Origin of the sequence: Pseudomonas sp. B2M1-30, from assembly GCF_025447575.1 — a bacterium.
GTDB lineage: Bacteria > Pseudomonadota > Gammaproteobacteria > Pseudomonadales > Pseudomonadaceae > Aquipseudomonas > Aquipseudomonas botevensis.
Window position 1 is genome coordinate 1 of the sequence record NZ_JAOEJT010000018.1, and the last position, 14,182, is coordinate 14,182.

Annotated in this window: 16 protein-coding genes; 8 read left to right on the plus strand and 8 right to left on the minus strand. The window is 54.3% G+C overall.

The window, feature by feature from the left end:
• Positions 1-400 precede the first annotated feature (400 nt).
• Entirely contained in the window at positions 401-841 is a 441-nt protein-coding gene (locus tag N8H74_RS25905) for a carboxymuconolactone decarboxylase family protein (RefSeq protein ID WP_217834817.1), read from the plus strand.
• A gap of 6 nt (positions 842-847) precedes the next feature.
• On the opposite strand, the gene N8H74_RS25910 is transcribed toward N8H74_RS25905, so the two are convergent.
• Positions 848-1,162 (minus strand): hypothetical protein, encoded by a 315-nt coding sequence (locus tag N8H74_RS25910; RefSeq protein WP_262151350.1) that lies wholly within the window; start codon positions 1,160-1,162, stop codon positions 848-850.
• Between the two features lie 149 nt (positions 1,163-1,311).
• Between N8H74_RS25910 and N8H74_RS25915 the strand changes: the two genes are divergently transcribed.
• From N8H74_RS25915 to N8H74_RS25925, 3 genes are read left to right on the plus strand one after another with little or no spacing between them, the layout of a single operon-like run.
• Positions 1,312-2,031 (plus strand): secretin and TonB N-terminal domain-containing protein, encoded by a 720-nt coding sequence (locus tag N8H74_RS25915; RefSeq protein WP_347710407.1) that lies wholly within the window; start codon positions 1,312-1,314, stop codon positions 2,029-2,031.
• Complete coding sequence (locus N8H74_RS25920; RefSeq protein ID WP_217834814.1) at positions 2,028-2,573, plus strand: RNA polymerase sigma factor; 546 nt, start codon at positions 2,028-2,030, stop codon at positions 2,571-2,573. Before N8H74_RS25915 ends, N8H74_RS25920 begins: the two co-directional genes overlap by 4 nt.
• Positions 2,574-2,611: 38 nt before the next feature.
• Entirely contained in the window at positions 2,612-3,550 is a 939-nt protein-coding gene (locus N8H74_RS25925) for a DUF4880 domain-containing protein (RefSeq protein WP_262151354.1), read from the plus strand.
• A gap of 221 nt (positions 3,551-3,771) precedes the next feature.
• On the opposite strand, the gene N8H74_RS25930 is transcribed toward N8H74_RS25925, so the two are convergent.
• Positions 3,772-4,383 carry a prepilin-type N-terminal cleavage/methylation domain-containing protein gene (locus N8H74_RS25930; RefSeq protein WP_262151356.1) on the minus strand — a complete coding sequence of 204 codons (612 nt, stop codon included), beginning with the start codon at positions 4,381-4,383 and terminating at the stop codon, positions 3,772-3,774.
• Entirely contained in the window at positions 4,380-4,832 is a 453-nt protein-coding gene (gene gspH, locus N8H74_RS25935; protein WP_262151358.1) for a type II secretion system minor pseudopilin GspH, read from the minus strand. The genes N8H74_RS25930 and gspH overlap by 4 nt, the downstream gene beginning before the upstream one ends.
• Positions 4,833-4,965: 133 nt before the next feature.
• Here gspH and N8H74_RS25940 point away from each other — a divergent pair, with 133 nt between their 5' ends.
• The 4 genes from N8H74_RS25940 (at position 4,966) to N8H74_RS25955 (ending at position 10,388) form a co-directional block, all read left to right on the plus strand.
• Complete coding sequence (locus tag N8H74_RS25940; RefSeq protein ID WP_262151360.1) at positions 4,966-5,397, plus strand: general secretion pathway protein GspC; 432 nt, start codon at positions 4,966-4,968, stop codon at positions 5,395-5,397.
• A 286-nt stretch (positions 5,398-5,683) separates the two neighbouring features.
• Positions 5,684-8,296, plus strand: a complete 2,613-nt coding sequence (locus N8H74_RS25945) for an AAA family ATPase (protein WP_262151362.1) — start codon at positions 5,684-5,686, stop codon at positions 8,294-8,296.
• A 28-nt stretch (positions 8,297-8,324) separates the two neighbouring features.
• Positions 8,325-8,882 carry a hypothetical protein gene (locus N8H74_RS25950; RefSeq protein WP_262151364.1) on the plus strand — a complete coding sequence of 186 codons (558 nt, stop codon included), beginning with the start codon at positions 8,325-8,327 and terminating at the stop codon, positions 8,880-8,882.
• Between the two features lie 159 nt (positions 8,883-9,041).
• A complete protein-coding gene (locus tag N8H74_RS25955) occupies positions 9,042-10,388 on the plus strand; it encodes a phospholipase D family protein (RefSeq protein WP_262151366.1) in 1,347 nt (448 codons plus the stop codon).
• 339 nt (positions 10,389-10,727) lie between these two features.
• On the opposite strand, the gene N8H74_RS25960 is transcribed toward N8H74_RS25955, so the two are convergent.
• The 5 genes from N8H74_RS25960 to N8H74_RS25980 all read right to left on the minus strand — a co-directional run bounded on the left by N8H74_RS25960 (position 10,728) and on the right by N8H74_RS25980 (position 13,951).
• Positions 10,728-11,753 carry a hypothetical protein gene (locus N8H74_RS25960; RefSeq protein WP_262151368.1) on the minus strand — a complete coding sequence of 342 codons (1,026 nt, stop codon included), beginning with the start codon at positions 11,751-11,753 and terminating at the stop codon, positions 10,728-10,730.
• 238 nt (positions 11,754-11,991) lie between these two features.
• The gene (locus tag N8H74_RS25965) at positions 11,992-12,405 is read right to left on the minus strand and encodes a hypothetical protein (protein WP_262151370.1); all 414 of its coding nucleotides are present in this window, start codon (positions 12,403-12,405) and stop codon (positions 11,992-11,994) included.
• 50 nt (positions 12,406-12,455) lie between these two features.
• On the minus strand, positions 12,456-12,797 hold the full coding sequence (locus tag N8H74_RS25970; RefSeq protein ID WP_262151372.1) for a hypothetical protein: 342 nt from the start codon (positions 12,795-12,797) through the stop codon (positions 12,456-12,458).
• Positions 12,794-13,417 (minus strand): hypothetical protein, encoded by a 624-nt coding sequence (locus N8H74_RS25975; protein WP_262151374.1) that lies wholly within the window; start codon positions 13,415-13,417, stop codon positions 12,794-12,796. Before N8H74_RS25975 ends, N8H74_RS25970 begins: the two co-directional genes overlap by 4 nt.
• A gap of 36 nt (positions 13,418-13,453) precedes the next feature.
• A complete protein-coding gene (locus tag N8H74_RS25980; protein ID WP_262151376.1) occupies positions 13,454-13,951 on the minus strand; it encodes a PAAR domain-containing protein in 498 nt (165 codons plus the stop codon).
• Between the last annotated feature and the right edge of the window lie 231 nt (positions 13,952-14,182).

Consider the following 14,182-nt stretch of genomic DNA (forward strand, 5'->3'; position numbering starts at 1 on the left):
AAGGGGCCGGCACGGCAAGATCAAAAGCGGTACTCGAGCTAACGCTCATTGTGTTGAGTGGTGAGAAGCGGATGCGGACGGCTTTTGCTTTTGCTTTTGCTTTTGTGGGAGTGGGCTTGCCCACGAAGGCGGCCTCCGAGCCGACCTGGTTTTGGCGGGTGTACATATTCTTTACTGCCGCGGTGGTCAGTTCCCTCTCCCTCCGGGCGGTCCGACGTTTCGGGAGGGCTAGGGTGAGGGGCTGCGTCCTCAAGTCCGCCAAAAATACATCTGCATGTGGCTGATAGCTGCGCCGGGCCGTTAAAAAATGGCATAGCAGTTTTCCGTTGAATTGGGGCTGTCATACCAAGATATCTGCGCTTAATTTGAGTCTCATCTTCAGCTTCCCGAGACCCGCGCCATGTCCCCGCGCCTGGATTACTACAGCGCCTCGCCCAAGGCGATGAAAGCGATGATTGCCATGGAGGCTTTGACCAGCAGCCTGAGCATCGAGCCGCCGTTGCTGCAACTGATCAAGATCCGTGCCTCGCAGCTCAACGGCTGCGCCTTCTGTACCGACATGCATTCGGTGGACGCCCGGCGGGCGGGGGAGAGTGATCGGCGGTTGTATTCGATTGTGGTCTGGCGTGACAGCGGTTTTTTCAATCCGCGCGAACGGGCGGCGCTGGCGTGGGCCGAGGCGGTGACGCTGCTGGCCGAGAGTCGGGTGCCGGATGATGTCTACCAGGACGCCCGGGCGCAATTCAGCGAGGGCGAATTGGTGGACCTGACCATGGCCGTCAGCACCATCAATAGCTGGAACCGCCTGGCGGTGAGTTTTCGTCAGACCGCGAGTGAGTGATGCCCGTCAGTTTGGCGGACGCTGTGGTTTGACCGAAGTGCCGAAGGTGTTGCCCATCCGTGTGCTGGTAGCCGCAGGCGTCGCCAGGCCTACCTGATTCGGTGGCCGTTTGTTCACCGGGACGTTCAGCGCTTCCTGATTCTTTTGTGCGGCTTTCGCCCCGTCGGGGTTGTTGCCCATTTGTTGGCTGAGGCAGTCGTAATTCGGTGCCTTGTAGCCACCCACCGTGACCTCGACGCAGCCCAGTGGCTGCTCCGCATGGGCAACGCTGAGCGCACTCAGCAACAGCCCGCCAAGCACCCTTGCGCAGATTGATTTCATGTCGGCCTCCTGGCCGGCCCGAAGGGGCCGCTCTGGGTCTGAGTCTAGTGCAACCCCGAGGGCGATCCCGTGATGGTTTTTTTGCAGTTGCCGTCACACCAGATTCATAAACAGACCTCAGGATGACGGTTTTCAGGGGTGCGTCAGCCGTGCAGCGAGGCAGTGCCAGGGACGGATTTCAACGTTCAGCGCTTGTGTGCCGGGTATGCCTGGGGCTGTTGCTTGGCCTGTTTTTGCACGACGTGTCGGCTGGACCGATGCCGGCATCGACGCGCATGACGCTGCACATTCCGGCTCAGGATCTGGCCCAGGCCCTGGATCAGTACAGTCGCGCCACCGGCGTGGCGGTGCTGGTCGACAGTCAGTTGAGTCGTGGCCGGCGCTCGTTGGCGGTGGACGGTGAGTTCACCGCCGCCGATGCCTTGCGCCGGTTGCTCGGCGGCAGTGGCTTGATGGCCCGGTATGCCCGGGACGACGCATTCACCCTGCAAGTGGCGCAGGTCGAAGAGGTCGCGCTGCCGACGGAAAGGCCGGTGCCCGGCAGTGCGGTGGTCAACCGCAACTATGCGACAGCGGTTCAGGCGGCGATCGAGCGCAACTTGTGCCGTTCGCCGCTGACCCGTCCGGGCACGTTTCGCGCGGTGTTGCAGGTGTGGATCGGCCGCGACGGCGTGGTGCAGCACAACCGGCTGGTCACTTCCACCGGCGACACGCGGCGCGACGCGGCGCTGGTAGAGAGCTTTCGCACACTCAGGATCGAACGGCCGACACCCGGCGCCTTGCGCCAACCGGTCACCTTGCTGTTGTTACCCGAATCGTCAGGAAAGCGCATGGAATGCACACAAAGGGAAGGAGTTTCCGGGGGATGAAAGACGCCGGGCAAAGTTCGATGGTCCAGTTGTTCCTGACGTCCTACGAGGACTTTCGGGTACGCCTGCGGCGCCGTCTCGGCTCCGAGGACCTGGCCAACGACGTGCTGCACGAAACCTATCTGCGGGTCGACCGCATGGAAGCGCCGCCCAATATTGCGCGGCCCAATGCCTACCTGTATCGCATGGCCCTGAACATCGCTGCCGACCGCCGTCAGGCCGATGCGCGGTTGCTCACCGGCGAGGAAGTGGAGGAGCTGCTGCAAATCGGCGACGAAGCCCTGGATCCGGCGCGGGTGGTGGGCGGGCAGAAGGAAATCCAGTCGCTGCTCAGCGCCCTGTACGAGTTGCCGGCGCGGCGGCGGCGGATCTTCATCGCCGCGCGTCTGGAGGAGGCGCCGCATCTGGAAATCTCCCAGCGCTTCGGCATTTCCACACGCATGGTCGAGAAGGAAATCAAGGCTGCCCTGGGGTATTGCGCAACGCGTTTGGAAAGAAAAGTGTTTCAGCGGTTCGGTCGCGGGGCCGGAAAACCGTCTTGAGAGAAGAGTCCCGATTAATCCGTTGAGAATTTGCGCGTTTGAACATCTTCCGTCTGACACCTGCCGAGCCGACGGCCGCCGAGCGCCTGCAAAGCGAAGCCCGCGACTGGCTGATCCTGTTGACCTCCGGCCGCGCCACGGTTGCCGATGCCCGGGCGTTGCGCCAGTGGTGCGCGCAAAGTCCCGACCACGCCCGCGCCTTTGAAGACTGCAAAGCCCTGTGGCATCAGCTGCGCCCGGCCGCCGAGGCCTTGCAGGCACCGCGCGGGTATGGTCGACGGGCGTTTCTCGGCGGCGCCATCGCGGCCTCGGCGGCGTTCTTTCTGGTGCGTGGCACGGTGCCGGGCGGCTTCTCCGGGCTGGGTGCCGATTACATCACCGAGGTCGGGCAGCAACGTCGGGTCGAGCCGGCCGACGGTGTCAGCCTGGAACTCAACACCCAGACGCGAATCAACCAGCGCGCCGTGGACGACGGCCTGCAAGGTTTCGAACTGCTCAGTGGCGAAGTCGAGGTGCAGACCGCGCGCCTGCCGCTGGCGATGCAGGCCGGCAGCGGCTGGCTGCGCGCGAGTCGGGCGCGATTCAACCTGCGCAACATCGACCAGCAGGTCTGCGTGACCTGCCTCGACGGCGCGGTGGACGTCGATGTCGAGGGCCGCAGTGTGCGCCTGGAGCCGGGCCAGCAACTGACCTACGACGGCCGCCAGATTGGCGCCGTGCAAAGTGTCGATACGGCGGCGGTGATGAACTGGCGCCAACAGGTGCTGGTATTCAACGGCGCGACCCTGAGCCAGATGATCGACGAGATCAACCGCTACCGGCCGGGCATGCTGTTGCTGCTCAACCGCGACCTGGGCCAGCGCCGGGTGCAGGCGCGCTTCAGCCTTGATCAACTGGCCGGCGTGGCGCTGCTGATTCGCGATGCCTATGGGGTCAAATGCACCGAGTTGCCGGGTGGGGTTGTGGTTCTCAGTTGAGGCTTTTGCTGGTCCAGGTGACCCCCCTGTGGGAGCAACTGTCTTGTCCATGCCATTCGGCCGCCTTCGTGGGCAAGCCCACTCCCACAGAAAAGCACCGAATTCCAATGTGGGAGCGGGCTTGCCTGCGAATGCGGTGGAACAGTCGGCTGATCTATCAACGGACACTTCGCCTTTGCGGGCGAGCCGCTACCCCTCATCGGAACGTCTGACACCGTGGCCTATTGCAGTTGCAACGGCCCCATGACCTGACGGTATTTCTCCAACCCCTGCGGCGTCTGCCGAGTCAGACGCACCTCCAGCCCCATCGGATCTTCCCGCCGATTGCCACTCAACTGCCGCCACCCCTTGTCCGCCTCCCAAACCCGCACCTGCAAATCACTGACCTCATTCAATACCGCCACCCCCGCGCCTGGCGCCGGCAACGGATAACGGCTGCGCGCCGGAGCAACCGCGCGGTACAACGTATCGCCCTTGAGCCACCAGCGCACCCGCTGCAGGGCGCCGGGCTGGTCGACGGCGCTACGAATGATGTCCAGACGAAACCCCCGGCTGTCGCTGCTGCGCACGGTGAGGGCGGGCGGGGCGCTGGGGGCTTCGTCGTCACTGGCTCTTTTCGGTTCGCTGAGTTCGATGCCGGCGCGCATCTCGACATCGCGCTGCAACTGATTCAGCGCCCGCAGCAGGCTGTCGCTCTGTTCGCTGCTGGCCTGCAAATGGCTGTCGGCCCGGGTCACGCTGTCCAGCCCCTTCCAGGCAATCAGGCTGACCACCGCCATCAGCAGCATCGCCACCATCACCTCGATCAGGGTGAAACCTTCTTGTTTGTTCATTGCACGCTGATCCGGCCTGAAGCATCGCGCAGCACACTCAACCGATTCAGTCCGTCAGACAGCGTCAACTGCAGCGGCGGGTTGATCCATTCGGCGTTGAGCAACACTTTCTGCTTCGGTTCCACCCGCACTTCAACCTTCGGGCTCTGCCAGGGGCGCGGGCGCAATTGCGGGTCCTGATTGAAATGGTCGAAGCCCTTGCCGCTATCGCTGCGCCGGCTGAAACGAAACCCCTTGGCATTGCTCAGCCAGGCAATCGACCGCCCATCGACCCGCGCTTCGGCCTGTGCGACTTGCAGCAGTTGTGCGACGCGCTCGGCATCCTTGCGCAGCAGTTGCAACGGGTCGGGTTTGATACTCAGGCTGATCGCCGCACTGGCGATGCCGACAATCACCAGCACCACCATCAACTCGATCAGGGTGAAGCCTTGCTGCCTGCACGGATTCATCGGTTACGCGCTCCTTTGCGTCGTGCCCTGAACTGAAAAACCATCCTGCCCGGCGAACATGTAAGGCGTGTGAAATAAAACCGTGAGAATTGCCGGGTAGTCTGGTTATCGGGACTAAAAGGAGATTCAGCCCATGTTGCTCATCCCACGGTTTTCCCCGCCGCAAATGATCCAGGGCCTCGGCCTGCTGGCAGCGCTGGCGGGCGTCGCGGTCTGGTCGTCACTGCTGCTGACGTCCGCCGAATCCCACACCCCGGCCGCCGCACCGCAACTGCTCGCAGCACGCAGCGACAGCCCGGCGTTGCAGTGGTTTTCCAACCAGACGGCTCCGGTGCAGATCAAGGTCAGCGGTGTGATGGCGGGGAGTCGTGGGGCGGTGGCGATACTCAGCCTCAACGACGGGCCGCCGCTGAGCTTTTTGCAGGGGGAGCGGGTGAGTCCTGGGGTGAAGTTGGTGGCGGTGGAGGGGGGCGGGGTGGTGATTGAGCAGGGTGGGGAGAGGGTGCGGTTGGAGGTGGAGAGGTTGGGGGAGGGGGTGGAGATGCCTAGGTTGGTGAGACCTTGATTGGTGAGCCTTAAGGAAACAATGTTGATGTTTCAGTTGGCGAGCGCCTTCTACATTGTCGGTTCAATCAGCACGGCACATGAAGAGAACGGCAGTGTAAAGAATGTTTGTGATTGTTTTCAGAGCAAAGCGGCCGCTTCGTTTCTACCTCCCCAAATGCGGGAGGCTAATTCTAAATTTATTTTGCTGACTTCTTCCTGATCTGCTTTTGTCTGCTAGACATACTGAAGGCAAGTTTCCGCTTTTTATTCATCGGTGTGGTTGTACTACGCCAAGGAGTAGGTGGGTGACGATCATTCAGGAAATCCACGCGTGGTCTGATGCACTGCCTGCGTGGCAGCAAGATGCAATTGCTCGCCTTTACCAAGATCGTATTCTCAGTGCTGCTGATCTTGACGACCTTTATGCGTTGGCCAAGGCCGAATCTGGAATCCCGGATCCTGAGGGTCGAAATCCCAAGAAGCTTGAAGACGCATTGATAGCTCAGCCGAACGATCCAGCACGGTTAGTGCAGGTGGCTGCGATCAAGCAACTTGTGAACGTAAATGCTTTAGCCAACGGGGGAAGTGTTCCCATTTCTTTGACTGGTTTAACCGTAATTTACGGGGAGAACGGCGCGGGAAAATCGGGTTACTCGAGGGTGTTCAAACATGCATGCCGCGCCAGGGACCGGCGCGAGCCAATTCTCCCAAACGCCAATCTGCACCCAAAGACTGCTGGTGTCGCCCAGGCAATTTTTGAAACCGTAATTGATGGTGTGACAACCGATCTTTCCTGGCAATACGGGGCCGTTGCTCCCGAGCCGCTTTCGGACATTGCCATCTTCGATACTCATTGCGCTCGTGCTTACATTGATAACCATGGTGACTTTGCTTATGCGCCATACGGGCTGGATATCTTGGAAGGGATGGCCGGCGTATGTAATAAGCTGAAGGCGCGTGCTACTCAGGAGAAGGCCGCGAATGCTCCGACGGACGCATCGTATGCCACTCTTACGAAAGATCAAACGCAGGTCGCCGCCGCATTACTCGGCATCCCGAGCACTACCCTCCCTCAGCAAATAGAGACTCTTGCCGCGTTCACTCAAGTTGAGCTAGATCGATTATCGCTTTTGACTCAAACCCTCGCCGAAGCAGATCCTAAGCAAAAAGCACAAGCGCTGCGCCAAAAGGTAACGCGTTTCTCCGGTTTAAAGGATCGCTTGGTGGCAGCGATTGCATTGGTTGACGAAAGAACGGTAGGCCAGCTTAGACAGCTTATTGAAATCTCGAAAACTGCAAAAGCTGCGGCAGAGTTGGCAGCGCAAGAGTTCAAACAAACCCCAGGTCAACTTATTGGCACTGGAGGTGAAGAATGGAAGGCGCTGTTTGACGCTGCCAGAGTTTTCGCACAAGTGAGTCATCCAGGCCATGAGTTTCCGGAGATACCTCAAGATTCTGCATGCCCTCTCTGCCAGAACCAGCTTGGTATAGAAGGTGTTGCGCACTTGATTCGCTTTGATACGTTCATTAAACAGGCTGCCGAAAAGGCTGCGAAGGAGGCTCGTGATACTGCAACTACAGCCTACAGGGCAGTTCAAAGGGCGACACTGGACGTAATGTTTCGTGATGGACTTGTGGAAGAATTAACCGAGCTTGACCCCGAGCTCGCTGCTGTCTGTTCGTCGATGCAAACATGCCTGAACAGCCGGCGGGCTTCGATTCTTCAAGCCGCTGCGGGTGAGCTCAAGTGGGAAGAGGTATTGGCACTATCGACTGACCCGTGCCCCGGTTTAACCGCTGTAATTGAAGGCTTACTGAATCAGTCCAAAGTGCTGGACGCAACGGCGGACGAAAAGATTCGTTCTCAGATGACGGCGGAGAAGCGAGAGCTTGATGCACGGATACGTCTGAGCGAGATCAAGGACGCTGTTTTGGAAGCGATTGCCAAGCATGAGGCAGGTCGTAAGCTCCAATTATGCATCGATGGTTTTGATACACGAGCCATTTCCAGAAAATCCACCGAACTTTCACGGACCACCGCTAGTCAGGAACTGGCGGACGCTCTCAACGACGAACTCAAACATCTTAAAGTGCATCAGCTTCAGATCGTGATGAAGCCTGAGTCCCCAGGTGGTAAGACGCAATTCAAGCTCGTTTTGCAATTACCAGGCGGAGGTACTCCTGCAGCCATTCTCAGTGAAGGGGAGCAGCGAGCTATCGCAATTGCATCCTTCCTTGCCGAGATCAAGCTCGGCAAAGGGCGTGGAGGAATAGTTTTGGATGATCCAGTGTCTTCGCTAGATCACCGACGTCGCTGGGAAGTTGCAGAGCGCTTAGCTTTAGAAGCGCTAAACCGACAGGTGATTATCTTCACTCACGACATCTACTTTCTTTGTATTTTGGAGCAAAAAGTCGAGGAACTAGGGGCTCAATTGACCAAGAACTATATTCGTCGCACCGCGGAAGGATATGGTGTGCACTCGCATGATCTGCCATTCGACGTCGTCGGTACCAAAGATCGGCTTGCAAGGCTTCGACAGGAGTTGGTGGGGGTTCGCAACGCGCAGAAGAGCGGAGATGAAGATGAACTTCGTCGCTTGACGTCTGCTTGCTACGGTCGTTTGCGCCTAGCTTGGGAGCGATGTGTTGAAGAGGTGCTCCTGAATGGGGCAGTCCAAAGATTTGGCGAGGGAGTGTCGACACAGCGCCTGAAATCGGTTGTCGTCACCGACGATGATTATCGGGAGGTAGAAAGCGGCATGTCCAAAAGCTCCAAGTTCGAGCATGACGCGGCAACTCCCGTAGGAAGGCTTCCAATACCAGACCCTGACGAATTGGGTGCGGATATTGAGAGGTTAGCGGTATGGCGGAGTGCTCTAGATAAGCGGTCGAGGGAAATAGCCAAAGTGAGAGGTTAAAAAAAGGAACTGAGTTGAAGGAGGCACATTGACTCGTATCGCTTGTCTGGGATGGGGCTCCTTAATTTGGGAGCCAAAAGGATTTCCAATTCAGGGGCAATGGTTCATGGATGGCCCTCTGATACCAGTTGAGTTCGCTCGGCAATCGCACAATGGGCGAATTACACTGGTGTTAATTGAATCTGAAAGTTTTGTTCACTCCCTGTGGGCTCTAATGCAATCAGAGGATCTCGCCTCCGCGATAGAGGCTTTGGCCTGCCGGGAAGGAATCCTGGGGAAAAATGTGGAAAGGCATGTGTGTAGATGGTCTGTGGGCCAGCCTTCGCCAAGACTGATTCCACATCTATCCGAATGGGCCGATGCACATGACATTGACCAAGTGATATGGACCGGTCTTCCCCCCAAGTTTAATGGTAAAGAAGTCACGCCTTCAGCCGAGCAGGTTGTTGAGTATCTAGAAAGGCTCACCGGTGAGCTGCGAGAGATAGCCGAACAATATGTTCGTCTTGCTCCGCGGCAGATCGATACGCAGTATCGACGCCTCATTGAGTCGTCGCTTCACTGGTACGCTGAGAGTAGTGATTAGAGAAATAAAAGGGAGCGGAAGTATTTATATAAGGTGAAAATAGGTCCGTTCCCAATTTGGTTGGTCGTAAATAGGGTGGATGTTTTTATATATGCATTCGTTATCTTTGAATGCACGCCTATTTTAATGTGAGCAGGATTTTACCGTGGAAGAAAATTCGTGAATTTCTATGCAAATAAGTTAAACGGAAGCTTTCTCAGAAATGTGCTTCCTGGAGAGAGTGTTCAGGTTGATTGGGTACGTGCGGCCATCGCTTATGGCAGTGATGGAACTACTCTCGTCGAAAACTGCATTGAGCACGGGCGTAGACTCGATATCTGGATGCGATATGACCATACGGTTCCGGTAGATCCTCGCCTTCTCAAAATTTTACTTCGAAGCAGTGGTAAAAATATTTTTTGCATGCTAATTCCCGATGTTCTTCACGCAAAGGTAATTTGGTGGAAGAACCATGGCGTATACATTGGTTCCGCAAACCTTACCGAAAGGGCTTGGGTATCTAATATTGAGTTTGGCGTATTTATTCCGGAACAGGATCTAGAATCCAACGGAGGCATAGCTGAGATAGAGGGGTTCTTCGAGTCACTAATATCCTGTGACGCAGCCCAGCAGTTGACGGAGGAAATAATCCAGGAACAAGAGAGGATTCTTAGGTCTAGAGAAAAGGATCTGCAAAAAATTGAGAAGGTTTCAGAACATATGAGGAGCATAAAGAAGTGGGATGGCCCTGCATTTACCAGCTCAGAAAAAGCGCTTGATGTTCGCCTGGAGTCTTTCATTAAAGAATGGCGCAATGGCCTTTCTGTTTTGAGAGATATTGCTGACAAAGCGCCGGACTATCGACCGAGGTGGCTCAATCAAGATGTGCCTCCAGCTTGGCAAGCTGATCAGTTTTTGCACGCTTTTTACTATAACAAAGTGGTTGATGGTGTTCGTCATCCGTTTGATGAGCACTATCAGAAGAATCGAAAAAATCCAGCCGCAAGTATGCTCGCTGCATTGAAATGGTGGTCTGAACTGGAAGAACCTCCATCCAGTGAAGACGAGAATTGTCATGTCCGAGCCCCGGTCATACGTCGCTATCTAGCGAAGGACAAGGTGAGCGCTCTTTCTCTTGACGAGTTCGCTAAAGTTCTACAAGCCAACCATTCAACCGTAGACCATGTGCGTCGTATGAGGCTTGAGGAGTTAGGTTTGAGGGGCGCGGAAAATATTACTGAGGCGCAGCGTGTTAATGCATTTGCCTCGCTGTTGTTTAACCAGCGCAATGAAAAAGGAGAAACAGTCTTAGATATCATAGCGTTTGTGCTGGATGGCGGTTCTCCGAATGAACTACCGGCAAGACTGTTTGAGGTTGTGCATAGTTCAGCAAGAAGATTCCCGCATTTTGGAAATAATCAAATTGCAGAGCTTGCAGGGTGGGCTCGCCCTGAACTATGCCCACCACGTAATGGCAGAACCAGTAAAGGGTTGAGGGCGCTAGGCTACGATGTTCGGGTCTATTAAACGGTTTCAATGCACGGCGATATGTTGACGCCGAACAATTCGTGTCGATGCTAGGGTCTTAACGGGCAACAGCTGGAACTCAAACTAGTTCGGATTACGCGAAAGTGGCTAGGTCCGAGCGATTGTTTCTTGCCGAAGCCTCGTAATGGCGTTGAAGCGTGCCGCAAAAAAGAGCGTTCATTTGGTCGAGGTCGTCAGCAACACCTGACAACCTCGTCCATTTTATTTCCGTCTATTGAGATGTGGACACCAAAAGGACAACAAAGCGGGCTGATTAATTTCCATAAAATAAATCAGCCCCTTTGTTTGCTCCTTTGAATGCACTAGCAAGGGGGCATGTCAAAGGGCACATTTTTTGGGCGGTTCGAATTTTATTCCCGTTGATTGTTTACTTGCCAGAATGTAGTTCTCATCACCTAACGATGCTTGGCGATAGCTAGAATCAATCTTGCATTCTGTGCCGGGATACATGTCGAACTCAAATATAGAGGCTCCAATAGTTGATTCTATTTGTTGATTGTATCGATTTAGCAAGAGAAGGAATGTTGTTGGTGCGAACCCTCCCATCGCCGAATAAAAAATTATCTGAAAAATTACCGTTGCAATAATGTAGCGACTTCCTTTGCCGTTAAGCTTAATCCCGAAAAACCACTTGGTGAGTCGTGGTGCTTTTGCCGCAAAGCTCGATCCGTAAATAAGAAGTGGAGCCATTACAACGGATATAGGGATGAAGATTGTTCCTGCGGCAATAAAAAGAAATGGAATCGCAAAGATTGCTAGAAAAGACAAAGTGTGCGGAAAAATTGTAGGCGGTACATGAGTCATTCCGCCGATTATTTTTCCCGAGATGCTGAAGGCGAGATTAGAGCCAATAGCAAATGCGATGGCAATAAGCCCTTTGCCAACCGTGGTTTCATAAAGAATTGCATAGATGCGATAAACGTCATGCGCCGCAACGGCTAGGCAATATATAAAAAATAATATAGCCATCGGTGCAAATAAATTTTTTGCGTCCAGCAGGTAAAGATAACCAAGTAAGGGGAGGCATAGGGTAACATTAAGGTAAAGTTGATGGCGGCGCTCAAGGTTTTCGTACCAACTTACTATGACTCCCCACAATTCAGTGAATTCATATTTTCCTGGGTGAAGGATTTGCATCACCCTAACTCCGACCCCGGCGGCTAGAAAAAGCACACTTGTTGTAAAATATACAAATCGCCAATTGTTCGGAATGATAAAGAGTAAAAAGCAAATGGTGGCACTAATTAATGTAATTCGCTTCATGAGGTCGCGAAAATTTGTTCCTCTACTAATCGGCTGCGAATCCCCATAGGTAGTGTTGCTCGTCAGGTTTTGATTTTTCATTATTACTGTGGTCCTGAATAAAAGTATGTGCTTGCGATGATATATGGCTACTGCGTTATCGGAGTAGCATGCAGGTAATTCAAAGTTATTTCGTCAAGTCAGCATTGGTTGCCCAGCGTGTGCTGAAATAGCGTTCGTACATCCACTCCAATCAGCTTTGCTATGTGAAATAGTGAGAAAAGGGGACTTGTTTATTTCCAGAAAATAATCGGTCCCCTTTGTTTCTACACACCCTTCATTAACTCGATTCGCCGCTGTCTAGTTCTGAAGGCGCATCCGGACATTCATCGGTCCATCGGGTGACCGTCATGTCTTTGAGTTGCTCACCAATAGTATCGACGCGCAAGCAGGCGCCTTTCTTTGAATAGAACAGGATGCAGCGCGAGGTATCAAAGGAGCAGGTATCGAGTTCCTCGAAATTGTGGACGGCCAGCTCCCGCTCGACACCACTGTATTCATAGCCATCGCTGGCGTGCATCCGGGTTGGCTTCCATCCTTGTTTGATCAATTTGGATCTGGCCGACACCAACGGCTCATCGACGGCGATGCCTGCTGGCCCGTGCTTGACGTTCGTCACTTGCGAGCCGCCGGCAAACGCCAAGCTTGTACCCGTGCAATACATTGCGAGGAGCAGGAGAGTCGGGGTCTTCATTGATCGTTCCACAAAAAGGAACAGATTTCTATTCCCTTTGATTTCTGGCTTCAATCCTTTTCAGGACATTTGAAGTTCCAGGAATAAATCTTCATGTCTTTGACTTCTTCGCCGACAGTTCCTACACCTAAACAATCTCCGTTCTTGATGTAGTTGAAGCTGCAGTAACGGACGCCCTCCGTGCAAGACTCGATTTCATTGAAGCCTTTTCTTTGGATAACGCTTTCAACCCCGAACTCACCTGAGTAGGTCGGATTCGGCTTCCAGCCATTTTTGATCAAAGCTTTTCGGGCTTTCGAAAATGGCATTCCTTCTTTGATAGGAAGGTCTGCTGCGCAAGAAAATAAACTGACGCAACATAAAAGGCTGATAGCTAATATTTTTAGTTTCATTTAACAGTACCGCCAAAGCCTTTATATATTTTTTCTACTTCGTCGTACTCAGTATAAGGTTGACCAGAAGGCTTTCCATTGATTGGTCGATTTGCCAAGCCCGGCCCCATAGGCAACGCTTCCCATTTTTTTGATGCTTTTCCAACTGCCGTTTTTAAGTCGCCGCCGATCAGCGGTTCGATAGCGCTCACGTTGCGCATGAGCTCAACGGCAATCAAATCCTGGGTTCCGGGGCTGAAGTCAGATAGCCCCATTGCTTTGATGGAGAGTTCCGACCATGTGGCTTTCGTGATTTGGTACCTTCCAGAAGCTGTCGTTGAACCACCATGACCTGGTCCTGGGTGAGTAGACTCATCACTGAATGTCCACTTCCCGGATTTCCAGCCGGCTGCCCAGCCATACCCGAATTTCGCGTGATAATCGCCACCCTCGACTTTTGCCAACGTATCCAGAAAGGCCTTCACATTTTTATTCTTTAAGAACTCCGCATTCTCGGCACGCCTCTTTTGTTGCTTTGCGTCTACGGATACAGCTTTAGGGCTGGAGTCTTTGACAGGTGTGACCGTTCTGGTGGCTACAGGTGACATTTTTCGGCCGTTTTTGCTAATGACTTCAGCCATGAGGAAAACTTCCGTTATTTACTTTGACATCCATGTTCAATCCTCCAAAAACAGTTGGATCGTTTCGGCAAGGTGCGAGCTGACTACGTGCGTATACCCCATTGAGTCGCTGACACCGTGCTCAATGCTGCCGTCAGCTCGCTGAATGGCGTAATCAAGATTAGCTAGCGGTTCCCCTGACTCGTCGTCAATAAGTCTGAACTTGTCGCTGAAATGCACTGGCATCGGCATCAGGCCGCTGAAGGGTGCTGATACGACGGTGTCGCCAATAATGACCGTGCCGGAGCCGCCCACAACCACGTTGCCGTGGCCACCGGTACTGCCTTGAGTCGCGGCATTCAGCCCATTGATAAAAACCGTCGAGCTGACCGCTCCGGTGATCGGGCTACCGCACGCGGATTTATCGGTCAGCCGAGCGGCGGGAAGGCCGTCGAATTTGACATTGGGAGAGCCGCTGACAATTGGATTTGTGCCGTGCCCCGGGAGCGGGCAACTGGTGGGGTCTGTGACTCGGGCTGCAGGTTTGCCACTCACGGGAAGTTCCTTTTCAAAGATTCAGATGTCCTTGGCCTGATTGGAATAGAAATCGACATTCCGGCCACTGAGAGAGTACGTAGGGCAAGCGTTTGGGGGAGCTAGAAAGTGCGTCCTCAAGGAGGACCGCGAAAAATCTACCGCCCATGTACATTTGCGTCGCACAGAATGCCTGAGGCAAAAATTGCGCTCAACATTTCTTACAATTCTTTAATTGACTGTTGGTGAGTT